Raw genomic sequence first — 22,983 nt, 5'->3', positions numbered from 1 at the left:
AGTAAGATGCAGATGTGGAAAATGATCCGGCGCAGCGGAACCCCGCGCAGAAGCCCAGCACCTCGCTCCGGGGGAGCGGCGTGTCCGTCTCCTACGGTGCCCAGCGTGTCGTCCACGGCGTCGACGTCGAACTCGTCCCCGGAGGCGTGACCGCGTTGATCGGCCCCAACGGCAGTGGCAAGACCACCCTGCTGCGCGGCATGTGCCGCTTGGTCGATGCCGACGGTGAGGTGGCTCTCGACGACGTGGACATCAGTAGCTTCTCGCCGCGCAGCTTCGCGAAGCGCCTCACCATCCTCGCCCAGCAGCGCCCCACCCCCACCGGGCTTACCGTGGCGGAGGTGGTCGAACTGGGCCGGCACCCTCACCGAGGGCGCTTTCGCAGGACCGACCCCGGCGGCACCGCGGCCGTGGACGGGGCGCTGGCGCTCGCCGGCCTCGAGGAGCTCATGCACCGGCCGGTCAGCGAGCTCTCCGGAGGGCAGCTCCAGCGGGTCTGGCTGGCCACCTGCCTCGCCCAGCAGACCGATGTGCTGCTGCTCGACGAACCCACCACGTTCCTCGACCTCAGACATCAGATGAGCCTGCTGGACCTCATCCGGGACCTGGCTGACGTCCACCGGCTGACCGTCGGCGTCGTGCTCCACGACCTCGAGCAGGCCGCTGACATCGCCGATCATGTGGTCCTGCTGCAGGAGGGTGCCGTGGTCGCTGCCGGCCCTCCGCCCCAGGTGATGACCTCCGAGCTGCTCAGCCAGGTCTACGGAGTCCCGATCCACGTGGCGCCCCTGCCGGACGGCGGCCTCGCTGTCCGTGCGCAGCGTGCCGGGCGCCGGGGACGGGCGGGGATCGACGTCCCGGCCGCGCAGCGCCTGCCGATTCCCGCCTGACCCGACCAGAACCTCCCACGCCCGTCCGGGCTGCGTCTTCACGCCCGGACAGGCTGTGGGCGTCGCCCCAAGCGCCCCTCACCCTCACTCCGGAAGGACACCATGACCCTCACCGACACCTCCTCCACACGCTGGCTGCTCTCACTGGCGGCCGTCGGCTCGCTGGCGCTGACCGCCTGCGGCACCACCGAGGTCGACGACGCCGATGCCGACTCCGACTCCGACTCCGAGGCCGGTCCGGTCACCGTCACCGACCACGCCGGGGAGGAGATCACCCTCGACGCTCCCGCTCAGCGCGTGGTCACCCTGGAATGGGTCCAGACGGAGAACGTCGAGATGCTCGGCGGCACCCACGTCGGCGTGGCCGACCTCGAAGGCTATGAGGCCTGGGCTTCCGCCGCAGACGTCGATGAGGACATCGTCGACGTCGGGCTGCGCACCGAGCCCAGCATCGAGGCCATCGGCCAGGCCAACCCGGACCTGATCATCGGTGCCGAGGAGTCCGTGCCCGAGGGCCTGCTCGAGGACCTGCAGGACATCGCCCCGGTGGTGCTCCAGGAGTCCGCCGATGCCTCCGACCCACTGGGGCACATGGAGCGCACCTTCTTCCAGACCGCCGAGCTGCTCGGTGCCCAGGACGAGGCTGAGCAGGTCTGGGGCGACTATGAGCAGAACCTCGAAGACGCCCGGAACCGCCTCTCCGAGGCGGACGCCGACGGGACCCCCTTCGTGGTCGTGTACCCCTCGGTGGAGGGCAACACCGCCACCTTCCGTCTGCACGGCCCCGGCGCCATGGTCAGCGCCATCGGCGAGGAGATCGGCCTGACTCCCGCCTGGGAGGAGGAAGGCGACGCCGGGTGGGCGATCAGCTCCTCCGACACCGAGGGCCTGACCGCCCTTCCCGAGGACACCGAGTTCTTCTGGTGGACCGCCTCCAGCGAGCCGGAGGACCCCTTCGCACCGCTGGAGGACAACTCGACCTGGAACTCGCTGGGCTTCGTGGAGAACGACCGCATGCACGCCATCGAGCGCACCTGGCTCTACGGCGGCCCTGGCTCGGCCATGCAGTGGACCGACCAGCTCTCCGAGACCGTCGCCGACGACGCCTGATCACCTCCACCGGATGAGCAGCGTGAGAGCGGACCGCACCCCGGCGGACGGCATATGACACAGCAGACAGACGCCCTGACGGTGCGCACCAGCGCAGCCGTGGAGCGCACCACCCCGGCCAGGGCCCATCTCCTGGTCGTGCTCACCCTCGTGGTGGGGCTGGGGACCCTGGTGGTGCTCAGCGCCGTGCATGTCACCCAGGGCACCTCCGGGGTCTCCGCCCGGGATCTGCTGTCCGCCGTCCTCACCGGGGAGGACGCCCAGCTCTCCGCCATCGCCCTCGACTCCCGGCTGCCGCGGCTGATCGGGGGCCTGGTGGTGGGTGTCGTGTTGGGCATCGCGGGTTGCGCGCTGCAGGCCATGACGCGCAATCCGCTCGCCTCCCCGGACACTCTGGCGGTCAACGCCGGGGCGCATCTGGCGCTCACGGCGGCGGCGGCCTTCGGACTGTCCCTGCCGCTGCTGAGCTCCGCGGCGCTGGCCTTCCTCGGAGGGTTCGCGGCCGCCGGCCTGGTGCTGGCGCTCACCGGATTCTCCGAGTCGGCGCCGATCCGTCTGGTGCTGGCCGGGACCGTGGTCGCCATGGGGTTGGCCTCGGTGACCTCCGCACTTCTGATGATCCATGCCCAGTCCACCCAAGGGCTGTTCCTCTGGGGCGCGGGAACCCTGAACCTCTCCGGGATCAGCGGAGTGGTCGGGCTGCTGCCGGTGGTGCTCGCAGCCCTGGTGGTGCTGGTGCTGCTGGCCCGTGCCACCGACGTGCTCTCCCTGGGCAGCGACACCGCGCAGTCGATGGGCGTCAACGTCGGTCTTGTCCGCGCCGGGCTGCTGGTCTGCTCGGTGGTCCTGGCCTCCTCAGCGGTCACCATGGTCGGGCCGCTGGGCTTCGTGGGGCTCTGCGCCCCGGCGATCATCCGGCTGCTCTCCACCCGGGTGATCCGATTCGGCCGCTTCGGCTGGGCCATGGCGGGCTCGGGGCTGCTCGGGGCGCTCATCGTGATCGGTGCCGACGTCGGGGTCCGAGGGATTTTCCTGGGCGGAGTCTTCGGCTTCAGGGACCTGAACCTGGCGGTCGGCATCCCCACCGGGGTGGTGACCTCGTTGATCGGAGCGGTGTTCCTGGTGGTGATCGCCCTGCGGATGCGCAGCGGCGGCGGCAGTCAGGAGATCGCGGCGCTGGGGCTGCCCAGCGGGGTGCGCCTCTCCCGCCGTGTCATGGTTGCGGTCGTCGTCGGGGCGCTGCTTCTGGTGCTGGCGGCCGCCGGGATGCTGCTGGGTGACTGGTGGCTGCGCGCGGGGGACCTCACGCTGTGGCTGCAGGGACAGGCGCCGCGGGCGATCGAGATCGCCCTGGACTTCCGGGCGCCCCGGGTCGCCGCCGCGCTGTTGGCCGGCGCGGTGCTCGCGGTGGCCGGCGGGCTGGTGCAGACGGTGACCCGCAACCCGCTGGCCGAACCTGGCATCCTGGGCGTGGCGGCCTCCGGCGGTGCGGGGGCGGTGATCGCGCTGATCGTGCTTCCCTCCGGATCCGCCTGGACGATGTCCGCCGGGGCGGCGGCAGGCGCGATCCTGGCAGGGCTGATCGTCTTCGTCCTGGCCAGTTCGCGCACCAGCTCCCCGGAGAAGGTGGTGCTGGTGGGCATCGGCGTGATGACCGCCGCCCAGGCGATCACCCAGCTGCTGATCTCCACCGCTCATCCCCACAACCAGGCGATGGCGATCTCCTGGCTCGGCGGCTCGACCTTCGGCACCGCCTGGCGCGACCTGGGGCCGATGCTCGTGGTGCTGCTGGCCGCCGTACCGGTGCTGCTGGTGCTGCGCCGCGAGCTGGACCTGGTCGGCATCGATGACATCACCCCACGGATCCTCGGCGTCGCGCTGCCGGTGGTCAGGGGCGTCGCGCTGATCATCGCGGTGCTGCTGGCGGCGGTGGCGGTGATCGCCGTCGGTGTGATCAGCTTCGTGGGCCTGGCCGCCCCGCACCTGGCGCGGATGCTGGTGGGCCGCGAGCACCGCTGGTTCCTGCCGATCTCGGCGATGCTCGGCGCAGCCCTGGTCTCGCTCTCCGACACCTTCGGACGCACGATCATCGCCCCGGATCAGCTGCCCGCCGGCCTGGTGGTCGCCGTCATCGGCCCTCCCTACCTGCTGTGGCTGCTCCGGCGGTCCACCGCGAAGACCACGCGCGCGACCACCCCCGCCCGCGCCTGAGCGGTCGGCCCTGCAGGAGCCCTCCGAGGAGGGCTCCTGCAGGGTGATGCGCGTCACCTGCGGTGGGATAGGGTCAAAGGCGACCACCCGATGCCAGCTCCGACGACGTGGGGGAGACCCGTGCCTGATCAGCCGAGAGACCGGACCGCAGGAGGAACCGCCACGGATCCCGCACCCACGGATCCCACACCCGCGTCTGCCGCACCGAGCCTGGAGGACCTCGCCGCGGAGTTCGCCGCAGCCTTCACCCTTGCCGCCCCCAGCGCGCTGGGCGCGAGCGGCCCGGAGATCCCGCTGCGGCCCACCGGCGACGTCCCGGACCAGGAACAGGCCCTGCGCCGCACCGACGGCGGATTCCGGCTGCGCAACGTCACCCACCCCACGCTGATCCCGTTCCTTCCGGACCCGGGGACGGCCACCGGCGCGGCGGTGCTCATCGCCCCCGGCGGGGCCTTCCTGAAGCTCTCCATGGACAGTGAAGGGGCCGACGTCGCGCACCTGCTGCGCGAGCGCGGCGTGGCGGCCTTCGTGCTGAAGTACCGGCTCGGGCACACCGGGGAGACCATCGAGGACTTCGGGCGACACCTGGCGAATGCCTTCACCCCGCGCGAGGATCACGACGTCGTCGACACCCGCGGCGGGCACCAGCGGCTGGCCGTGGATGACGTCGAGACGGGCCTCGCCCTGATCCGTGACCGTGCAGGGCAGTGGGGGCTCGACCCGGCACGGGTCTCGGCGATCGGCTTCTCCGCCGGCGCCTACGCCGTCTCCGCCGCCGTCAGCGCCGCAGACCGATCGAACCGGCCCGCGTCGCTGGCCTGCATCTACGGGGGCAGGCTGCCCGGACCGCCGGCCGAGGTCGCTGGGCACCTGCCGGACCTGTTCACCGTGGTGGATGTGCACGACCCGCTCTGCGCCGCCCATGTGCTGGAGCTGATCAGCACCTGGCGCACCGCTGGGGCGTCGGTGGAGGGGCACATCTACCCCGGGGCGCTGCACGGCTTCGGCGCCCGGGCCACCGGCACTCCGGTGGACGCCTGGCTGGATCTCTGGTTCGAGTGGTTGGATCGCCAGGGGCTGCTGTCCCGCGGCTGACGACTGGGACTGAGCCGGAGTGGGGCACGTTCAGCCGCGGACGATCTCCAGGCCCTGCGAATGTCGATGGCGCTCACGATTCCTGAGGGAACCCACGGAGGTGGTCCGGCTCTGAGGGTCCCCCCGGGGGTAGGTCAGGCGAAGAGTCCCAGTGCGTTGCTCAGCGTCTGCAGCACCCCGTACGCCAAGGGAAGCGACACCACGGCCCACGCCAGCCAGACCGGCACGCGTGGAGTGCCCGCCGGTTCCACCTCCGGGACGGAGGAAGTCGCCGACGTCGCCGTGGCGGCGGGTGTCCCGGTGCTGACGTGGTGCTTCTCATCCACCGCGCGGACCAGGACGTTGGCGATCAGGCCGATCACCAGCAGCCCCACCATGGTGAAAAGGGCGGGCCGATAGTCTGCGGCGGTGAGGTTGCCTGGCTCGCCGCGGGCGTCGAGGAACCCGTTGATGATCAGCGGGCCCATGACCCCTGCGCAGGACCAGGCGGTTAGCAGGCGACCGTGGATCGCCCCGACCTCGAGGGTGCCGAAGAGATCGCGCAGATAGGCAGGGATGGTGGCGAACCCGCCGCCGTAGAAGCTGAGGATGATCCCGGCCAGGATGATGAACAGGACCACCGACGTCGGCCCCTGGACGGCCAGCAGCGTGTAGAGCACCAGTCCGCCGCCCAGGTAGAGCATGTAGATGTTCTTGCGCCCCACGAGGTCGGAGGTGGAGGACCACACGAAGCGTCCGGCCATGTTGGTCAGGCTGAGGAAACCCACGAACCCGGCTGCCGCGGCGCCGGCGATCGCCGTGCTGCCGTCGCTCCGGAAGAAGTCCTGGATCATCGGTGCCGCCTGCTCCAGGATGCCGATGCCGGCGGTCACGTTGCAGAAGAGGATGATCCACAGCAGCCAGAACTGCGGGGTGCGCAGCGCCCGGTCGGCGCTCACATGCCCGCTGGTCACCAGCGCCTTCCTCTTCTCCTGCGAGGGATCGTAGCCCTCGGGGGTCCAACCTGGCGCGGGCACGCGCACCAACCAGGCGCCGAAGAGCATGACCACCAGGTATACCGCGCCCAGGGTGAGGAACAGTCCGCCGACGGCGGCTCCGGAGTAGATGCCGGTGGCCGGGTCGAAGTCCGGGTCATAGAGGCCCAGAGCGGTGGAGGAGAGAGGGCTGGCGATCATCGCGCCGCCGCCGAAGCCCATGATGGCCATTCCGGTGGCCAGCCCCGGCCGATCGGGGAACCATTTCATCAGGGTGGAGACCGGTGAGATGTAGCCGATGCCGAGCCCGATGCCACCGATCACCCCGTAGCCCAGGTAGACCAGCCACAGCTGCGAGGTGAAGATCCCGGCCGCCCCGACGAAGAACCCCGTCGCCCAGCACACGGCCGCGGCGATCATCGCTCGGCGAGGCCCGTTGCGGTCCACCCAGGTGCCGAAGATCGCCGCGGAGAGGCCCAGCATCACGATCGCGAGGGAGAAGATCACCCCGACGGCCGTCAGGCTGGTCTCGAAATGCGCCACCAGGGAGGTCTTGTACACGCTGGTGGCGTAGGCCTGGCCGATGCACAGGTGGATCGCCAATGCGGCCGGGGGGATCAGCCAGCGGTTGAATCCAGGACCTGCGGTGATGCGCTGCAGGGATGCGGAGCGCTCGGCGACGGTGACGGACATGGGGCCTCCCGATCGAAGTGCGGCAAGTCACAGCTGAACCGGGGTGATAGTAGGCCGGGTGCTCTCAGGCCTGTCAAGAGGTGATTCGCATGGTGAGACCTGACACTTCTCCGCGGCGGAACGCTCAGCCGCGCACGATCTCCAACACCTCGTCGCGGACGGACTCCATCCTGGCTGCGCTGTGCGCCTCGCCGTTGAACCGCAGGAACGGCTCCGTGTTGGAGGGACGCAGATTGAACCACCAGGTGCCGTCCCCGGCGCGGACCGTCAGGCCGTCCACGTGGGAGACGACGGTGTCCCGCTCGGCGAAGGCGTGCTGCACCCGTTCGGCGGCGGCCCGCTTGTCCTCCACCTCGGAGTTGATCTCCCCGGAGGCGTAGTAGGGACTGTACTCGGCGGCCAGCTCGGAGAGCGGCAGCTCCTGGCGCCCCAGGGCGGCGAGCACATGCATGGCAGCGAGCATTCCGGTGTCGGCGTTGAAGAAGTCTCGGAAGTAGTAGTGGGCGGAGTGCTCTCCGCCGAAGACGGCCTGCTCCTGGGCCATCACGGCCTTGATGAAGGAGTGCCCCACACGGGTCTCCACCGCTCGGCCGGCCTCGGCCTCCACCAGCTCGGGCACCGCCCGGGAGGTGATGAGGTTGTGGATGATGACAGGGGTCTGTTCACCCTCGGCCCGGGCGCGGGCGATTTCCCGGCGGGCCACCAAGGCGGTCACCGCTGACGGGGAGACCGGCTCGCCGCTCTCGTCGATCACGAAGCACCGGTCGGCGTCGCCGTCGAAGGCCAGCCCGATGTCCGCGCCGTGCTCCACCACCGCGGCCTGCAGGTCACGCAGGTTCTCCGACTCCAGCGGGTTCGCCGGGTGGTTGGGGAAGGTGCCGTCCAGCTCGAAGTACAGCGGCACGATCTCAAGCGGAAGGGCATCCAGGAACGAGTCGCCCAACACCGCCGGGGTGGTGAGTCCGGCCATCCCGTTGGCGGCGTCGACCACGACCTTCAGCGGCCGGATGCTGGAGAGGTCCACCAGCGAGCGCAGGTACGCCGCATAGGCGTGCAGCTGGTCGGCCTGCTCCACCGTTCCGGTGTGCTCGGCGGCGGGGATGACGACGCCGTCTTCACCGGCGGCGTCGAGCAGGGCCTGGGCGGCGTCGCGGATCTCGGTGAGGCCGGTGTCCGCCGAGAGCGGCACCGCCCCGGCCCGCGACATCTTCATCCCGTTGTAGCCGGCCGGGTTGTGCGAGGCGGTGAAGACCACGCCGGGGGCCTGCAGGGTCCCGGAGGCGAAGTAGAGCATGTCGGTGGAGATCAGCCCCAGCTGGACGACGTCGGCTCCCCGGGCGCGCGCTCCCTCGCTGAAGGCCGCGGAAAAGTCCTCGGAGGAGGGGCGCATGTCCCCACCCACCAGAACCCGGCGGCCCGCCAGGTTCAGCACGTCCACGAAGGCGGCGCCCACCGCCCGCACGGAGTCTTCGGTGATGGTCTCGCCGACGAGACCGCGGACGTCATAAGCCTTGAAGGAGGCGGAAAGATCGATGCTCACCGGTTCATGGTAAGCCAGCATCTTCACACACGTGGCACCGGCGGCACTGGTCAGGAGTCCGGGCGTAGGGTGAGCTGAGTGAGAGCCGACGACGACGCCCGCTCACCGGGATCCGGCCACGGCGGGCATGAGCCGGGCACCGCGGCGTACCGCCGGCTGCTGGCCGCCCTGTTCTTCCTCGGAGTGGCCACCTTCGCCCAGCTCTACTCCCCGCAGGGGCTGCTGCCGGTGATCTCCGCTGATCAGCACGTCACCGCCGATCAGGCGGCACTGATGATCTCCGCGGCCACCTTCGGGCTCGCTCTGGGCGTGATCCCCTGGTCCTACATCGGCGACGCCCACGGGCGGAGGCCGGCCATGCTGTGGGCCATCAGCCTGGCCTGCCTGTGTGCGCTGGTCGCCGTCGTCGTGCCGGACTTCTCCTGGACGTTGGTGGTGCGCTTCGTCGAAGGGGTCATGCTGGGTGGGGTCCCGGCGCTCGCCGTGGCCTACCTCAGCGAGGAGGTCCATCCGCGGGCGGCCGCCGTGGCTGCGGGCACCTACATCTCCGGCACCACGGTGGGTGGGCTGAGCGGCCGGCTGGTGGCCGCCCCGATCGGCGAGCAGCTGGGGTGGCGGGTCGGCATGCTCAGCGTCACGATCCTCGCCGTGGCGTGTGTGCTGCTGTTCCTGCGGCTTGCACCCTCGGCGGTGCGCTTCACACCCCGGCGCACCCGGGTCCTCGAGGCGGTGGCCGCGTTGACCGGCAATCTGCGCTCGCCGGCGCTGTGGGTGGTCTATCTGCAGGGCTTCCTCACCATGGGCGGCTTCGTGGCGATGTACAACTATCTGGGCTTCCAGCTGGCCGGGCCGCCGTTCCAGCTGCCGATCTGGCTGGCAGCCTTCGTGTTCCTGGCCTACCTGGCCGGCACGTGGTCCTCACCGCGGGCCGGGCGCCTGGCCGCAAGGTTCTCCCGGCGGCCGGTGCTGCTGGGCGGGAACCTGGTGATGGCCGCCGGGGTGCTGCTGACCCTGGTGCCCAGTCTGCCGGTGGTGATCCTCGGGATGGTGGTGCTCACCGCAGGGTTCTTCGCCGCCCATGCGGTGGCGGCGGGCTGGGCAGGGTCCTCCGCGGTGGCGGGACGCGCGCAGTCGGCGTCGTTGTACAACCTGGGCTACTACGCCGGCTCCTCGGTGTTCGGGTTCCTCGGAGGCACGTTCCTGCACCTGTTCGGCTGGCCAGGCACGGTCGGGATGGTGCTGGTGCTGGTGGCCGCGGCGACGACGGCGGCGGCGCTGGTGCTGCCGCGGAACTGAGACCGCGCCGGGGTGGCTCCCCGAGGCGTTGATCTCCGCTGACGTGACCTCGCAGACACCGCCCAGCTGACTGACCTAGACTGGCGGTGTGGAGTTTCTCGCAGCTATCGCATTGGCCGTCCTGCTGTTCTTCGGGGTCCGGCTGCTCCTTCAGCGCCAGGGGCAGCGCCTGAACAAGCGGATCGAGGAAGCCGTCACACCGGAGAACGCCCGGATGGCGGCGAAACTGCTGACCGATGATCAGCACCGAGAAGTGTATCGGGCCATCGCCGCAGACGATGGACAGCGGGCCCTGGCGCTGTTCAAGCATGCCACCGGGGCTCCGGTGAAGGACTGCCTCATCGCTGTCCAGGCCCTGCACCGTTTTCCGCAGAAGCCTCCCTCGGAGCTGCAGCTCGAGGATGAGCTCGGCGGTGACCCGGCAGGGGCCGGGCCGGAGGCCGGGACGGCGCCGGCCGCCTCGGCGCCCAGCGCTGACGAGGGCGAGTACGTCGAGGACGTCATCGACGGCGTGCGGGCGGATGCCGACTCTGACCGGGAAGGGCGCCCGATCGCCGAGGCCGACCCGGAGACCGGAGAGATCATCGGCGAGAACCGAGAGGACGTGCCGGACATCCCTGGTGGCCGATCCCGCACAGCCGGGTCTGCCGGCTCCGCCGACGCGGCCGGCGAGGGCGGGCCGGATTCGACGGCGGGCTCCTCCGGTCACGATGAGGTCGATGAGAAGGCCCGCCGGCTCCTCGCGGAGTCTGGGTTCTCCCTGGAGGACGAGCTGACCATCCCCGAGGACTGGGCGGAGCAGGATCAGGAGCTCGCCGGCTTCCACCTGGAGGTCCAGCGGGGGGAGGAGAAGATCACTCTCTCCCATGAGGACCTCGAGCCCTGGGTCCACGATCAGCTCTACGCGCTGCTGCGCGACGACCATGTGGACGAGGCCGCCACCCTGCTGGCCGACCACTCTCCGCTCACGGAGGACGAGGCCCACAAGTTCCTGGTGGTGTTCAAGGACCAGGCCTGATCCGTCGGCCCTGAGGGTCCTGCGTGAGGGCGCCTGCCCTCAGCCGCCGGGCAGCTGCTCGGGGAGGTCCTCGAACTGGTGCCCGAGCTCCTCCTGGATCCGCTGCAGCTCCTCTTCGTCGAGCTCGCCCTCCCACTGTTCGGCGAGCTCCTGCCAATCGTCGGCGTCGCCGTCCTGCATCCTCTGTTCCCACTCCTGGATGGCGTCGTTGACGTCTTCCTCTGAGACTTCGCTGAAGTCACCGTCCTCAATCCGCTCCTCCCACTCCTGGACGGCGTCGTCGAGGTCCTCCTGTGAGGTCTCGTCGGCGTCGCCGTCCGCGCCGCCCTCGGGGCCGTCCTCCGTGTCCTCCGCGTCGTCGTCGGTCGGAGCCTCCGCTGGGTCGAGGGCGTCTTCCTCCGCTGGCTGCTCGATCTCCTCCTGCGTGCGGTCCACCTCGTCCATGAAGCTGTTGAAGGCCAGCCCGGCGAGCGCCAGTGCGGCGATCGCGACGACTGTGCCCAGCCCACCGGTGATGATCCCGGCGATGCCTGCTCCGCGTCCGTGGCGCCGGACGACTGCGATGATGCCGAGGATGACCGCCACGGGGCCGAGCAGGAGGCTGACCAGACCGACCAGGGGGATGAAGCTCAGCAGCAGCGCGATGATGCCGACGACCAGTGCCGTGATGCCCATCCCGGTGGGTTGAGGCGGCGGCGGGCCGTAGGCGCCGCCCCAGTTGGGCTGGTTCGGTGCTCCTCCGGGCTGTGCTCCTCCGGGCTGTGCTCCGTAGCCGGGCTGAGCTCCGTATCCGGGCTGGGCTCCGTATCCAGGTCCGTTGGGTGCGGCCTGCTGACCCCAGCCCGCATGCGGATCATGCGGGGCAGGGTAGTGGGGCTGCTCGCCGTGGCCGGCATGGCGGTCATGGGCGGAGGAGCTGGGCGGACCAGCCTCGTAGGGGGAGGGCCCGCGCGGCGCGGGCTCCTGCGGGCTCGGGTGATGCGGGCCTGAGCCGAACTCCTCGGGTTCGCCGGATCGGCGCGGATCATGCGGTGCGTCTGACATCGTCTCCTCCTGGGTCCGGGCCGGCTCGTCCGGCTGCTGGGACACCAGTCTGTCAGTTTGAGGCGCTCGGGATGGTCGGCTTCCTCCCGGGAGACAGTGGTGCACCTGAGCCAAGCGCATGCGTCCGCCGCTCTGCCGATGATCTGCAGGATTGCCGTGTCCCGCGCCCCGGGGTTCAATGGCCCTATGCCCACGGTGATGCTGATCAACGGAGCCCCGGCCAGCGGAAAATCGACTCTGGCCCGACTTCTGGCTCAGGACCGGGCGATGACCCTGGTGCTGGATGTCGACACCATCCGTGGCTTCCTGACGGACTGGCAGGAAGCTCCGACGGCGGCCGGGCTGGCAGCTCGGCAGCTCGCCCTGGCTATGTGCGAGATCCACGTGTCAGCGGGACACGACGTCATCGTTCCGCAGTTCCTCCAGCGCGCGCCGTTCATCGATGAGCTGGGCGCCGTCGCGCGCCGTGGAGGCGCTCGCTTCCAGGAGGTCTGCCTGATGAGCTCCGCAGAGCAGGCGGCCGCGCAGTTTGCAGCCCGTTCTCAGTCTCGGGACCCGAACCACCAGGCCGCACAGATGCTGCAGTCGGGTCCTGGAGCGACGGCAGTGGGAGGCCTCCACGAGGCGATGTGCGACATGGTGTCGCGGCGGCCCCAGACGATCTGCGTGCGGTGCGTCCCCGGCGATGTCGAGGGGAGCCTCGCGCGACTGCGCGCCGCGACACGGGAGACACAGTGAGACACGGGAGACACAGTGAGGACCTCTGTCTCGCTGGTCTCGCGTCGCCGAATCGGCGCTCCCCGCTGACACAGTGCAGGCCCTCGACCAGAAACTCCTGGTCAAGGGCCTGCAGAAGGACGGAGCGCGTGGGATTCGAACCTGTGGATACGCCCGAAGGCTGCCTTTTCGCAATCCGTCTCATCCCAGTGAGGTGGCTTCGAACAATTCCGGCGTGTCCCGTTGCAAACGCGTCGATTCTTCAGTGTCGCCCCCTGAACGCACCTGAGGTGCGATTCTCTACAGGTCGTCACTGTCGCTTCACGATGCCGCTCAGTAGGCTTCGTTTGCTCCGTGTTGGGCCTGTTCGGGTGTGAAGCCCTCGAACTCCAGCTGGTCGATGAGGCCCTGAAGCGAGAACGAGGTGTACTCGAGGTAGGACTCCGCTGACTTCACAGCCTGCTCATTCCAGTCAACCTCGACATGGTCGACTGCATACTCGGCATCTTCCGTACTGAATTCCTCGAACTCCAACTGCTCGATGAGTCCCTGGCGGGAGAATGCCGTGTAGTTCAGGTACGATTCCGCCGACTGCCTCGCGTTGCGCTGGCCAGGGGTTTCTTCATTCGCGGGCTCGTCTTCGACTGCAGCCTCTTCCTCAGCCTCGCGCTCAGCTTCATCCGCCTCTGCCTCCTCGGCTTCCCGCTCGCGTTCCTGCTCAGCTTCTTCCGCCTCGGCTTCTTGGGCATCGGGAGCGTTGTCCGCGTCGTCCGCGGTTGACGCTTCGGGCTCCTCTCCCACCTCCTCTGCGCTGATATCCGCGTCATCGGCCTCAATACCATCGACGCAAGCGGACAGTGATAGTCCGAGTAGTGCGGCAATGGAAATGGCGGAGAGCTTCTTATGCATGGCCCCTCATCTCATCGGTGTGGGCGTTCTTGCGGAATGTCCGCGTTGTCACACTTTCAGGGTACTCTCAGCCTTCATTGTGGTTTTGCTAAGGCAATATGGAGTCCGAGGTACAGGGTGACCCAGTCGATGCCAATCTCCTTGGCGAGCCGGGTCGCCGGGATGCCGCTGTCGAGGGCTGATTTTGGGGCTGCGGCACGTTCAGCCTCGAGCTCGCGCTCTCGGGCGCAGCCTGCCCGCCGGCTTGGCCGTACTGGTGATACTCGCGTCAGGGGCGTCGCCTGCCGTGGCAGCCGCAGAGGACGATTCTTCGCAGCTCACTGAGGAAGAGCTGGTGTCAGGGGGGGGGGATCGGAACGACGATGGCTTCGAGGAAAAGTCCTATGGTCCTCAGGTCAGGACGGAGGACGAGACCTTCGACGCCGCAACGGACGTCGTTGGCGAGGACCCACACTTTGGAACTGTCGACGACGTCCCAGATGACGCGGCTACATAGCCTATGACCGAGCCCTCAACCATCTGGGCGGGCGGTTGCGGCTACAAGCAAGGGAACGATCATCCACACCACTCCTACTTCACTGGGGTGAAGAACGTTTCCGTCCATGGTTATTGGCGAGATGTGGGCGGCACATGACCTGACCAGGCGGACGTCATTATCTACCTTCCAGCGGTGGTCTGCGGAAGCGCAGGATGTGCGTGGCAGACTGTTGCGTCCAATGCTGACCGGACGACGCCCGGAACTGGTCGTGGCAATCACGTCAACGCCCGGGTGGACTGCGCCCATGGAAGGACTGTCGGGCACCGTGCCCTCACGGATGTCGACCTGACCTGGATTATTGACCCGGCCGGGCAGACTGAAAGCGTGAATGTAGATCGGCAGTGTTATCGCGCTGTCTAAGGTAGTTGAGGAGGCAGGTCGTGACACGTCAGCAAGAAGGCTCTGACAGGCCCGAGTTCTCGCCGTTGCCTGAATCGCTCCGCGTTGCTGAGAACGTGGAGCCCGACGATCCGGTCCTCGACGGCAGCGCGCGAATCGTTGAGCTAGGGGCGCACTGCGACTTCTTCCATCTCCCTGCAGTTGGAGATCCGTCAGGGCACTTCGCGGTTACGGAGTACTGCACATTGGATGACGGACGGGCGGTGAAGCTCCGTGACCTCGGCTTCACCCTGTCAGCGACTCGGTATGCCCCAGGTGGCGGACGCGAGGCGAATCCTACCTCGGGGCTAACTCTCGACGTCATCGCGCAGGAGGTTAGAACTACTACTGCCCCAGATGCCCTCCCGGACGGTACGGTCCTGGACGAGGAGCACGACTGGGAGGAGCTCGCGTTGTTTGCACGAGATGCAGGGCTCCGTACGACAAGCGAGGAGCTGAGGGAGCTGGACTACGTGTTCACTTTTGCCGAACGAGTGGTAGAGCAGTTCGCGCGAGGCTAGATGATTCGGCGCCGGCTGCCCGCCGCCGAGCCCGGCCGGGAGCGAAAATACTGATCCCGACCGTGACTGTCATGGCCTGGTGAAACTGTGCCATAGGGGACCTGGCCCGCACCCCTTCACTGATGGGCGAGGACTTTCTTCGCATCGTCACGGGTGGCTGGCGTTTGGCGCGGTCATACCAAACGACGCGCCAGCTCGATCCCACCTTATTCTTCCGCTCCTGGATGCGCGCTACGGCACGACTGTAGGCGTCGCCAGGTGCGATTCTCAGCCGTTCAGTTGCGATGTGAAAACAGCGACCCCCGGATCGGCTTGATTCCGGGGGTCCATCGGCGGAGCGCGTGGGATTCGAACCCACGGTGCGGGGTTGCCGCACACCGGTTTTCAAGACCGGCTCCTTCGGCCGCTCGGACAGCGCTCCAGGTCGATGACACATCGGTGGACCACCCAGCCGGGCGGGCGTCGCCGGTGGCCGCCCACCGATGTGAAAACCTAGGCTCAGACTATACGGGAGACGGTGCGCCGCCATCGAGTCGGGCACCCTGAGCAGGCACCGAGGGATCGGAGCCGCGGAGAGAGGATCGCCCATGATCGACTTCACCGCAGAGCAGAACGCCCGCACCTATTCCGGCCGCCGAGCACATCCCAGCTGGGCGGAGCACGTGCGTGGGTTGGTGGATCCCCGCGGTGCCGACGTCGTGGACATCGGCTGCGGCGGAGGGATCTACAGCCGAGCTTGGCGGGACCTCGGGGCGGACAGCGTGATCGGGGTCGATGCCAGTGCTCCTATCCTGACCAGTGCGGGCGAGGACCACGGTGACGACCCGCGGATCCGTTTCCAGCAGGGCGACGCGCTGGCGACGGGGCTGCCGGACGCCAGCGCCGACGTCGTCTTCGCCCGCGCCCTGGTCCACCACCTGCAGGACCTGCAGGCCTTCACCCGGGAGGCGCGGCGGCTGCTGCGCTCTGGCGGCAGGCTCATCATCCAGGACCGCACCCTCGACGACGTGTCCCAGCCTCCCGACGTCGACCTCCCCGGTGGGGCGCGCCACCTGCGCGGCTGGTTCTTCCAGGAGTTTCCGCGCCTGCTCGAGGTGGAGGCGGCTCGGCGGCCCGAGGCCGTCGCACTGCGCCAGGCGCTGCAGAACTCCGGCGCGCAGGTCGAGACCAGCACGGTCTGGGAGGTCCGTGCTGAGCATGCGGACCGGGAGGCGCTGATCGCTGACCTGGCCGCCCGCACCGGGCGCAGCATCCTGCATGAGCTCGACGACGCCGAGCTCGCCCGCCTGGTGTCTGTGGTGCGGGACAACCTGCCCGCAGGCCCGGTCATCGAGGCGGACCGGTGGACCCTCTGGGCGGCCCGCATTCCAGCAGCCGACTCCCAGCAGCTAGACCCCCACGCATCGGCTGGCCACGAATGACGGTATCTCGGGGTCCGCGCCGGCGTGTCCCCGCCCAGATCCCGTCAGATGTGGCCAGCGGACCACGATGAGACGTCCCAGAGCAGGAGGAGCAGCATGCGAGCAGTCGAGTTCACCGCAGCAGGCGGCCCGGAAGTCATCCGCATCACCGAGGCGGCGGATCCCGTCCCCTCCGCTGGGGAGGTGCTCATCGAAGTGGCCGCCTCCGGGCTCAACCGGGCGGATGTCATGCAGCGCAATGGCGTCTACCCGCCGCCGGCCGGAGCCTCGCCCATCCCTGGTCTGGAGGTCTCGGGGCGCGTGGTCGCCGCAGGGCTGGGCAGCCCTGCGGCCGTGCAGGAGCTGGTGGGCGTAGAAGTCGTCGCGCTGCTGGCCGGCGGAGGGTACGCGGAGCGGGTCGTCGTCGACGCTCGGCATGTGCTGCCGGTGCCGAAGGGGGTCGACGTCGTCGACGCGGCCGGGCTGATCGAGGTCGCCGCCACCGTGCACTCCAACCTGCGCGGCGAGGCGGCGGCAGGTCCCGGGGACACGGTGCTCGTCCACGGGGGCACCGGCGGGATCGGCACCTTCGCGCTGCAGTTCCTGCGCGCTCTCGGCGCCACCACGCTCACCACGGTGGGCAGCCCGGAGAAGGCCGAGGTGGCGCGCAGCCTCGGGGCGGACCACGTGATCGACTACCGGCAGGAGGACGTCCGCGCCCGGGTGGAGGAGATCACCGGGGGCCGCGGGGTGGAGGCGATCCTCGACGTCGTCGGGGCCAAATATCTGGAGGCGAACCTGAAGAGTCTGGCCTCCGGGGGTCGGCTGGTGGTGATCGGGCTGCAGGGCGGCAGGAGGGCCGAGATCGACCTGGGGCTCATGCTGGCTCGCCGTCTGCGGATCATCGCGACCACGCTGCGCTCGCGTGACGCCGAGACCAAGGCTCGGATCATCGCCGGGGTGGGGGAGGAGGTCTGGCCGGTGATCGAGGACGGTGGGATCACCGTGCAGACGGACCGGGTCTTCGCCCTGGAGGATGCCACCGCCGCCCACGAGTACTTCGACAGCGGGGCCCACACCGGCAAGGTGCTGCTGCGCCCATAAGCCGCACCGCCGCCGACGTCCTGGTCGACTGACGTGGGTAGACTTGCTTCTCGTCGAGCAGAGTCAGCCGAACAGGGTCACCGGTGCGCAGCCGGCCCAGCACACAGGTGGAGGGATGCATGAAGCTCTTTGCGCGTCATCGCCGTGACCGCCGCCTGGACAAGGACCTGGGGCGCGGTCTCTGGCGACAGGCCCGGGACCGGTTCGCCCGCGGCCTGGACCGCTACCACCAGGTGATCGAAGGCGTCGAGGACGACGCCGTGCACAACCACCTGGTCGCCATCGGCGACGAGCTCGCCGAACAGCTCCCCAGCGTCCAGGATCTCTGCACCCATGCTCACCGGCTCTTCCCCGGGGAGGGGATGGACATCCCCGGACGCGCTTCCGAGCTGCATTCCCAGCTCTCCAAGGCCGCCAACCATATGGCCACCACTGCCGAGGCTGCTGCCATGGTGCGGCTGGGCAGTGCGGAGGTCGTCGCCGTGCGGCGTCGCGCCGACAGGGTGCTGTCCAGCCTGCAGGACGCCGAAGCCGCGTTGGAACGCATCCGCTGAGGTGGTCCGGACGGGATGATCTGTGTCTGGTGATCGTCTCGGCGCTGACCTATACTCACCGAGCCGGAGACAGAACGCCCTTCCGGCGGGCATGCTGCACAGGACGCCAAGGAGCTTGACCGGATGAGCACCACCGACCACCGAGCTCTCGCCGAGGACATCCTCAATGGTGTCGGTGGCGCCGACAATGTCACCTCTACCGCGCACTGCGCCGCCCGGCTGCGGCTGGTGCTGCGCGACCCAGCCGCTGTCCGCACCGAGACGCTCAAGGCGCTGCCCGGGGTGGTCACCGTCGTCAAGGCCCACGGTGAGCTGCACGTGGTCACCGGAGAGGGGACCGACCTCGTCCACCAGGAGCTGGAGCTGCTGACCCGCCGTTCGGTCGGCTCGGCCCCGGAACTGGAGTTCTCCACTGCGGTGTTCTCCGTGCGCGGACTGGGCGGCCGCACCATCGCCATGCTGTCCGCCGTCTTCGCTCCGGTGATCTGGCCGCTGGCCGCCGCCGGTCTGCTCAAGACCGCAGTGGTGGTGCTCGGCCAGCTCGGCTGGCTGGACCCCGACGCCGGCACCTTCACCGTGCTGCACGCGGTCTCGGAGGGGATCTTCCTCTTTCTGCCGCTCTTCCTGGCCGTCACCGCCGCCCGGCGGTTCGGCGCTCAGCCCTTCACCGCCATGGCAGTGGCCGCGGCACTGGTCTACCCCTCGCTCCTGGACCTCGGTGAGACCCAGTCGACGACGACGGGACCCACGGGCTCCCTGCTGGGGGTGCCGTTCCCGATCATGGTCTTCGCGGCCTCGGTGATCCCGATTCTGCTGATCGTGCTGGCCCAGGGGTGGGTGGAGCGAACCCTGGACCGGATGCTGCCGGCCTCGCTGCGCAGCGTCGGCACCCCGCTCGTCACGCTGCTGGTGGTGGTCTTCGCCGCGCTGGTGCTGCTGGGGCCCACCGTCGTCATCGCCGGGGAAGGCCTGGTGGCCGCCGTCGAAGGCGCCCTGGGCTCCGCGCCCTGGCTGGCGGGTGCGGTGCTGGGGGGACTGTGGCATGTGTTGACCATCCTCGGGCTGCAGTGGGGCATGGTGGGCGCCATCGCAGAGTCCGTCGGCGAGGGGACCTCCGGGGTTCCGACGACGGCGACGCTGCCGGCGGTCATCGCCGCCGCAGTGGTGGCCCAGGCCGGGGCCGCGATCGCGGTGCTGCTGCGCACCCGTTCGGCGGCCCGTCGGAAGATCGCCGGCGCGTCATCCGTGGCCGGGCTGGTGGGTGGGATCTCCGAGCCCATGATCTACGGGGTCACCCTGCCGCTGAAGAAGCCCTTCCTGTCCGGGATGCTCGGAGGAGCGGTGGGCGGCGCGCTGACCGCTTCCTCAGGTGCCGCCGCTGACCAGGCCGTGCCGCCGGCGCTGGCCGGGGTGCCGGCGATGGCGGCCCACGGCTCGGTGGTGCTGCTGGTGATCGGGCTGGGCGTGGCGCTGCTCATCGGCTTCCTCCCCACCGTGCTGCTGGTGGACCGGGAGGATCCGGACGAGGACCCCGACGCCGAGCCGGACCCGGAGCCGACGACCACCTCGACGATGATGTCGGTGGCACCCTCGGCCCCGTCGTCAGCGGACCGGAGCTCGCGCGCCGCCCCGCCCTCGGCCGTGGAGATCCTGGCTCCCATGCCAGGACGTCTGCTGCCGCTGGACGCCATGGAGGACGAACTCTTCGCCTCGGGCACGATGGGCGCAGGAGTGGCGATCAGGCCGGTCAACGGCCATGTCGTGGCGCCGGTCTCGGGTATGGTCATCGCCGCCCCCGCAGGAGGCTACGCCTACGGCATCCGCACCGACGACGGCATCGACGTGCTGGTCCACTGCGGCAGCCACACCCCGTCCCTGAAGGGCGAGGGGTTCACCCCCGCGGTACGTCGCGGGGACCGGGTGGAGGTCAGCCAGCCGCTGGTGGATGTGGACCTGGAGCTGGTGCACGGGGTCGGATTCGACGCCGTCACGGCCGTCGTGGTGACCAACGCCGAGGAGTTCGCCTCGGTGACGCCGGCCGAGGTGACCGAGGTCGAGCCCGGTGAGCTGGTGATGACCGTCATCACCGGAGAGAAGGAGGACCCCGACGGCGCAGCGCAGGAGCACCCGGGAGAGCGGTCCGAGGACGTTCACACCTGAGGCCGGCGCATCCGCAGCCGGTCCTCCTGGCGGATCCTGAAGTAGTCCGCCGGGCCGCCGCCGCGCAGCAGCGGGTCAGCGGCCGCCGTCTGGTAGACGCCGTCCTCGAGCAGGCGCTCTTCGATGTGGATCCCGACGACCTCGCCGAAGACCATCCGCGCCGGAGTGGGTTGCCCGTCGGCGTCGGTCAGGCGCAGGGTCTGGGTGCGGCGGCATTCGAAGACCACCTGAGCCTGGCCCACGTGCGGGACCCCGACCACGCGCGAGTCCTCCGGAGTGAGGCCGGCGAGCTCGAACTCATCGATCTCGGCGCTGACGGCGGCGGAGGTCTGGTTCATCTGCTCGCCCAGCTCCGCGGTGACGAGGTTCCAGCAGAACTCACCGGTGGCCTCGATGTTGGCGACGCTGTCCTTGTGCCCGATGCTGGAGAACCCGATCAGCGGCGGAGTGTAGTTGAACGCGTTGAAGAAGCTGTACGGGGCCAGATTGAGCCGCCCATCCGGCGACTGGGTGGACACCCAGCCGATGGGTCGCGGCCCCACGATCGCATTGAAGGGGTCATGGGGCAGGCCGTGGCCGGTGGTCGGCTCGTAGAAGTGTGAAGGGCGCACAGGCGCGAGCGTAGCACCCAGTGGTGGCAGCCCCGCCGCGGCAGTGCAGCCGCGGGCGGCGAGCTGGGCGTCACCGCTCAGACGGAGGCGAGCAGCCCGGCCTGGCGGCGGGCGACGTCGACCAGGGAGACCCGGTCGAGCCGGTCGATCTCCTCGGGGCGGAACCACGCGACGTCGTCGGTGGAGCCGCCCTGCTCCACCCGCAGGGAGCCTCCGGTGATGCGCGCCCGGTAGATGATCCGCAGCGCCTGCAGGGGCGTGCCGTGATGCTCGGCCTTCCGCCTGTTCCCGGGAATGACGACGCTGTCCACACCGAGCAGATCGTCCAGTTCGACGTCGTATCCGGTCTCCTCGAGCACCTCGCGCACCGCGGTGTCGGCCGGATGCTCTCCGGGCTCCATGCCGCCGCCGGGCAGCGTCCAGCCGGTGCCGATGCCCTCGTCGCGCCAGTGCGGCAGCAGCATGCGGCCCTCGTCGTCGGTGATCACGGCGTACACGCCCACTCTCAGGTCCACGGTCCCGGACTCTACCACCGGGGCGGCACAGGTGGTCAGGCGCGGGGGATATGCGCGGACGGCGAGCCGGGTGCTCCCGGCCCGGTGCTTCTGGGCTGGTCTTCCTGGGCCTGTCAGGGCAGACCGATAGCCTCGGCTCATGCCGACCTCCCGCCGCACTCCTCGACGCGCCTCGCCTAGAACAGTCCCGGTGCCGCACCCGCCCCGGCTCGATCTCCGTGCCCCGGCGGATCTGCTCCCCGGCGAGCTTCGCGAGCTGGTGGTCAGCCAGCATGCCGAAGGGCTGCGGTTCACAGAGCAGACGCTCACCGGGGAGGACCTCACCGGGGCACGCCTCGTGGAGTGCGAGCTCCTGGACGTCGAGCTGCAGGACGTGGCGCTGACCGGCGCCACTGTGGCGGAGTCGCGGCTGGTCCGGCTCACCAGCCCGCACCTGGCGGCGGCCCGGTCCACCTGGCGTGCGGTGGAGATCCTCGGCAGCCGGGTCGGGGTGGCCGAGCTCCACGACGCCGGGATCTCCGAGCTGCGGATCGCCGATTCCAAGCTGGACCTGGTGAACCTGCGCAGCGCCTCGCTGACCGACGTCGTCCTGGATGGCTGCACGCTCACCGAGCTGGATCTCGGCGCGGCGAAGGTGCGCCGGATGCAGGTGCGGGACTGCGGCATCGGCACCCTGGACCTCACCGGTGCGGATCTGCAGCACGTGGATCTGCGCGGGGCAAGGGTGTCCCGGATCGTCGGTCTCGCCGGACTTCGCGGCACGACGATCAGCCCTGAGCAGCTCATGGACCTTGCCCCCGCGTTCGCGGAGCACCTGGGTCTGGACGTGCAGGACTGACGTGCAGGACCGACGGACAGGCAGGGGCGCCGGGGCTCAGCCCTCGCGTGGCCTCCCACGGGCGAACCCGCCCTCGGAGCTGAGGATCTGACCGGTGATCCATTCCGCCTCCGGGGTCATCAGCCAGGCGATGAGCCGCGCCGGGTCATCCGGACGCCCGAACCGCCCACGAGGGAACATCGAGGCCACCCGCTCCCACGTCTCCGGGGTCATGTAGCCGGTGTCCACCGGGCCGGGGTTCACCGTGTTCACCCGGATTCCGGTCTCGGCGACCTCGTCCGCGATCGTGGCGGTGATCCCCGCCAGGGCGGCCTTCGCCGCCGCATAGGCGATCTCGCCGGGCATCGGCCCCTCGCCCTGGCCGGAGGTCATGAAGACGATCGAGGCGTCGTCGCCCGGTGTGTGATGGTGCAAGAATCGCTGGGCGAGGAGGATCGAGGCACGCGCGTCCACGGCCCAATGCCGGTCCAGCATCTGTTCCGTCAGCTCGCCGAGCGCGCCGTCGCCGCCGCTGAGCGCCTGGTTGCACACCAGTCCGTCTAGACCACCGAAGGTCTCGACGGCGGCGTCGATCACCCGCTCCGGCGCGCCGGTCTCGGTGAGATCGGCACCCAGCTCCTCGAGACGTGCACCGGGTGTCAGATGCGCAGCGATGCTGGCCATGACGGCGTCGAGGTCGTCGGCGCCATAGGGCTGGGCGGCGTCATGGGCGCGATGGTGGTGGCAGAAGACATCAGCGCCATAGGCGGCCAGCCGGCAGGCGATCGCGTGCCCGATGCCGTCACGGCGGCTCACCCCGGTGACCAGCATCTTTCGTCCGCGCAGCGGCATCGGATCACGGGACAGGGAGGTAGGGCTGTGGGTCAT

At 69.5% G+C, this 22,983-nt stretch carries 20 protein-coding genes and 1 tRNA gene; 13 read left to right on the top strand and 8 right to left on the bottom strand.

Annotation, left to right across the window (positions count from 1 at the left end; genetic code table 11):
• Positions 1-80 precede the first annotated feature (80 nt).
• From HNR09_RS03145 to HNR09_RS03130, 4 genes are all read left to right on the top strand, one after another.
• Positions 81-890, top strand: coding sequence for an ATP-binding cassette domain-containing protein (locus tag HNR09_RS03145; RefSeq protein ID WP_179540728.1), 810 nt, complete (start codon positions 81-83; stop codon positions 888-890).
• Between the two features lie 102 nt (positions 891-992).
• Positions 993-2,000: an ABC transporter substrate-binding protein gene (locus tag HNR09_RS03140; protein WP_179540727.1), complete on the top strand. Its 1,008-nt coding sequence runs from the start codon at positions 993-995 to the stop codon at positions 1,998-2,000.
• Positions 2,001-2,054: 54 nt separating this feature from the next.
• A complete protein-coding gene (locus HNR09_RS03135) occupies positions 2,055-4,211 on the top strand; it encodes an iron ABC transporter permease (RefSeq protein WP_179540726.1) in 2,157 nt (718 codons plus the stop codon).
• 120 nt (positions 4,212-4,331) lie between these two features.
• On the top strand, positions 4,332-5,306 hold the full coding sequence (locus tag HNR09_RS03130) for an alpha/beta hydrolase (protein ID WP_179540725.1): 975 nt from the start codon (positions 4,332-4,334) through the stop codon (positions 5,304-5,306).
• A gap of 134 nt (positions 5,307-5,440) precedes the next feature.
• On the opposite strand, the gene HNR09_RS03125 is transcribed toward HNR09_RS03130, so the two are convergent.
• Both HNR09_RS03125 and HNR09_RS03120 read right to left on the bottom strand, forming a co-directional pair.
• Positions 5,441-6,973 (bottom strand): OFA family MFS transporter, encoded by a 1,533-nt coding sequence (locus HNR09_RS03125; protein ID WP_179540724.1) that lies wholly within the window; start codon positions 6,971-6,973, stop codon positions 5,441-5,443.
• Between the two features lie 124 nt (positions 6,974-7,097).
• Positions 7,098-8,534, bottom strand: a complete 1,437-nt coding sequence (locus HNR09_RS03120) for a phosphomannomutase/phosphoglucomutase (RefSeq protein WP_179540723.1) — start codon at positions 8,532-8,534, stop codon at positions 7,098-7,100.
• 57 nt (positions 8,535-8,591) lie between these two features.
• On the opposite strand from HNR09_RS03120, the gene HNR09_RS03115 reads away from it, so the two are divergent.
• Positions 8,592-9,809: an MFS transporter gene (locus tag HNR09_RS03115; RefSeq protein WP_343047430.1), complete on the top strand. Its 1,218-nt coding sequence runs from the start codon at positions 8,592-8,594 to the stop codon at positions 9,807-9,809.
• Positions 9,810-9,897: 88 nt separating this feature from the next.
• Positions 9,898-10,827 carry a hypothetical protein gene (locus tag HNR09_RS03110; protein ID WP_179540722.1) on the top strand — a complete coding sequence of 310 codons (930 nt, stop codon included), beginning with the start codon at positions 9,898-9,900 and terminating at the stop codon, positions 10,825-10,827.
• Positions 10,828-10,866: 39 nt separating this feature from the next.
• Here the strand turns inward: HNR09_RS03110 and HNR09_RS03105 are convergent, their stop codons facing one another.
• On the bottom strand, positions 10,867-11,871 hold the full coding sequence (locus tag HNR09_RS03105) for a DUF4190 domain-containing protein (RefSeq protein ID WP_179540721.1): 1,005 nt from the start codon (positions 11,869-11,871) through the stop codon (positions 10,867-10,869).
• A 186-nt stretch (positions 11,872-12,057) separates the two neighbouring features.
• Here HNR09_RS03105 and HNR09_RS03100 point away from each other — a divergent pair, with 186 nt between their 5' ends.
• Positions 12,058-12,609: an AAA family ATPase gene (locus tag HNR09_RS03100; RefSeq protein ID WP_179540720.1), complete on the top strand. Its 552-nt coding sequence runs from the start codon at positions 12,058-12,060 to the stop codon at positions 12,607-12,609.
• 312 nt (positions 12,610-12,921) lie between these two features.
• On the opposite strand, the gene HNR09_RS03095 is transcribed toward HNR09_RS03100, so the two are convergent.
• Positions 12,922-13,497, bottom strand: a complete 576-nt coding sequence (locus HNR09_RS03095) for an Ltp family lipoprotein (RefSeq protein ID WP_179540719.1) — start codon at positions 13,495-13,497, stop codon at positions 12,922-12,924.
• A gap of 918 nt (positions 13,498-14,415) precedes the next feature.
• Here HNR09_RS03095 and HNR09_RS03090 point away from each other — a divergent pair.
• Positions 14,416-14,934 (top strand): hypothetical protein, encoded by a 519-nt coding sequence (locus HNR09_RS03090; protein WP_179540718.1) that lies wholly within the window; start codon positions 14,416-14,418, stop codon positions 14,932-14,934.
• Positions 14,935-15,267: 333 nt separating this feature from the next.
• On the opposite strand, the gene HNR09_RS03085 is transcribed toward HNR09_RS03090, so the two are convergent.
• A tRNA-Ser gene (locus tag HNR09_RS03085) sits at positions 15,268-15,355 on the bottom strand.
• 166 nt (positions 15,356-15,521) lie between these two features.
• On the opposite strand from HNR09_RS03085, the gene HNR09_RS03080 reads away from it, so the two are divergent.
• The 4 genes from HNR09_RS03080 (at position 15,522) to HNR09_RS03065 (ending at position 20,152) form a co-directional block, all read left to right on the top strand.
• Positions 15,522-16,355 carry a class I SAM-dependent methyltransferase gene (locus HNR09_RS03080; RefSeq protein WP_179540717.1) on the top strand — a complete coding sequence of 278 codons (834 nt, stop codon included), beginning with the start codon at positions 15,522-15,524 and terminating at the stop codon, positions 16,353-16,355.
• Between the two features lie 96 nt (positions 16,356-16,451).
• Positions 16,452-17,438, top strand: a complete 987-nt coding sequence (locus tag HNR09_RS03075) for an NAD(P)H-quinone oxidoreductase (protein ID WP_179540716.1) — start codon at positions 16,452-16,454, stop codon at positions 17,436-17,438.
• Positions 17,439-17,557: 119 nt separating this feature from the next.
• Complete coding sequence (locus HNR09_RS03070; RefSeq protein WP_179540715.1) at positions 17,558-17,992, top strand: hypothetical protein; 435 nt, start codon at positions 17,558-17,560, stop codon at positions 17,990-17,992.
• A gap of 123 nt (positions 17,993-18,115) precedes the next feature.
• Positions 18,116-20,152 (top strand): glucose PTS transporter subunit IIA, encoded by a 2,037-nt coding sequence (locus HNR09_RS03065; RefSeq protein WP_179540714.1) that lies wholly within the window; start codon positions 18,116-18,118, stop codon positions 20,150-20,152.
• Here HNR09_RS03065 and HNR09_RS03060 read toward each other — a convergent pair.
• Positions 20,143-20,763 (bottom strand): flavin reductase, encoded by a 621-nt coding sequence (locus HNR09_RS03060; protein WP_179540713.1) that lies wholly within the window; start codon positions 20,761-20,763, stop codon positions 20,143-20,145. The two genes, HNR09_RS03065 and HNR09_RS03060, sit on opposite strands and share 10 nt — an antisense overlap.
• Before the next feature lie 77 nt (positions 20,764-20,840).
• Entirely contained in the window at positions 20,841-21,278 is a 438-nt protein-coding gene (locus HNR09_RS03055) for an NUDIX domain-containing protein (RefSeq protein WP_179540712.1), read from the bottom strand.
• 139 nt (positions 21,279-21,417) lie between these two features.
• On the opposite strand from HNR09_RS03055, the gene HNR09_RS03050 reads away from it, so the two are divergent.
• Positions 21,418-22,116 carry a pentapeptide repeat-containing protein gene (locus tag HNR09_RS03050; RefSeq protein WP_179540711.1) on the top strand — a complete coding sequence of 233 codons (699 nt, stop codon included), beginning with the start codon at positions 21,418-21,420 and terminating at the stop codon, positions 22,114-22,116.
• 36 nt (positions 22,117-22,152) lie between these two features.
• Here HNR09_RS03050 and HNR09_RS03045 read toward each other — a convergent pair whose 3' ends face one another.
• Complete coding sequence (locus HNR09_RS03045; protein WP_179540710.1) at positions 22,153-22,983, bottom strand: SDR family oxidoreductase; 831 nt, start codon at positions 22,981-22,983, stop codon at positions 22,153-22,155.

This window comes from Nesterenkonia xinjiangensis (assembly GCF_013410745.1).
GTDB classification, from domain to species: Bacteria; Actinomycetota; Actinomycetes; order Actinomycetales; family Micrococcaceae; genus Nesterenkonia; species Nesterenkonia xinjiangensis.
The sequence above is the reverse complement of the archived record's forward strand: the minus strand, read 5'-3'. Positions and strand labels throughout refer to the sequence as shown.

Bases quoted from the DNA above. Each gene is read 5' to 3' on its own strand.
- HNR09_RS03080 (WP_179540717.1), top strand. From the start codon at position 15,522: ATGATCGACTTCACCGCAGAGCAGAACGCCCGCACCTATTCCGGCCGC.
- HNR09_RS03050 (WP_179540711.1), top strand. From the start codon at position 21,418: ATGCCGACCTCCCGCCGCACTCCTCGACGCGCCTCGCCTAGAACAGTC.
- HNR09_RS03120 (WP_179540723.1), bottom strand. From the start codon at position 8,534: ATGCTGGCTTACCATGAACCGGTGAGCATCGATCTTTCCGCCTCCTTC.
- HNR09_RS03140 (WP_179540727.1), top strand. From the start codon at position 993: ATGACCCTCACCGACACCTCCTCCACACGCTGGCTGCTCTCACTGGCG.
- HNR09_RS03095 (WP_179540719.1), bottom strand. From the start codon at position 13,497: ATGCATAAGAAGCTCTCCGCCATTTCCATTGCCGCACTACTCGGACTA.
- HNR09_RS03125 (WP_179540724.1), bottom strand. From the start codon at position 6,973: ATGTCCGTCACCGTCGCCGAGCGCTCCGCATCCCTGCAGCGCATCACC.
- HNR09_RS03045 (WP_179540710.1), bottom strand. From the start codon at position 22,983: ATGACCCACAGCCCTACCTCCCTGTCCCGTGATCCGATGCCGCTGCGC.
- HNR09_RS03075 (WP_179540716.1), top strand. From the start codon at position 16,452: ATGCGAGCAGTCGAGTTCACCGCAGCAGGCGGCCCGGAAGTCATCCGC.
- HNR09_RS03070 (WP_179540715.1), top strand. From the start codon at position 17,558: ATGAAGCTCTTTGCGCGTCATCGCCGTGACCGCCGCCTGGACAAGGAC.
- HNR09_RS03100 (WP_179540720.1), top strand. From the start codon at position 12,058: ATGCCCACGGTGATGCTGATCAACGGAGCCCCGGCCAGCGGAAAATCG.
- HNR09_RS03105 (WP_179540721.1), bottom strand. From the start codon at position 11,871: ATGTCAGACGCACCGCATGATCCGCGCCGATCCGGCGAACCCGAGGAG.
- HNR09_RS03065 (WP_179540714.1), top strand. From the start codon at position 18,116: ATGAGCACCACCGACCACCGAGCTCTCGCCGAGGACATCCTCAATGGT.
- HNR09_RS03135 (WP_179540726.1), top strand. From the start codon at position 2,055: ATGACACAGCAGACAGACGCCCTGACGGTGCGCACCAGCGCAGCCGTG.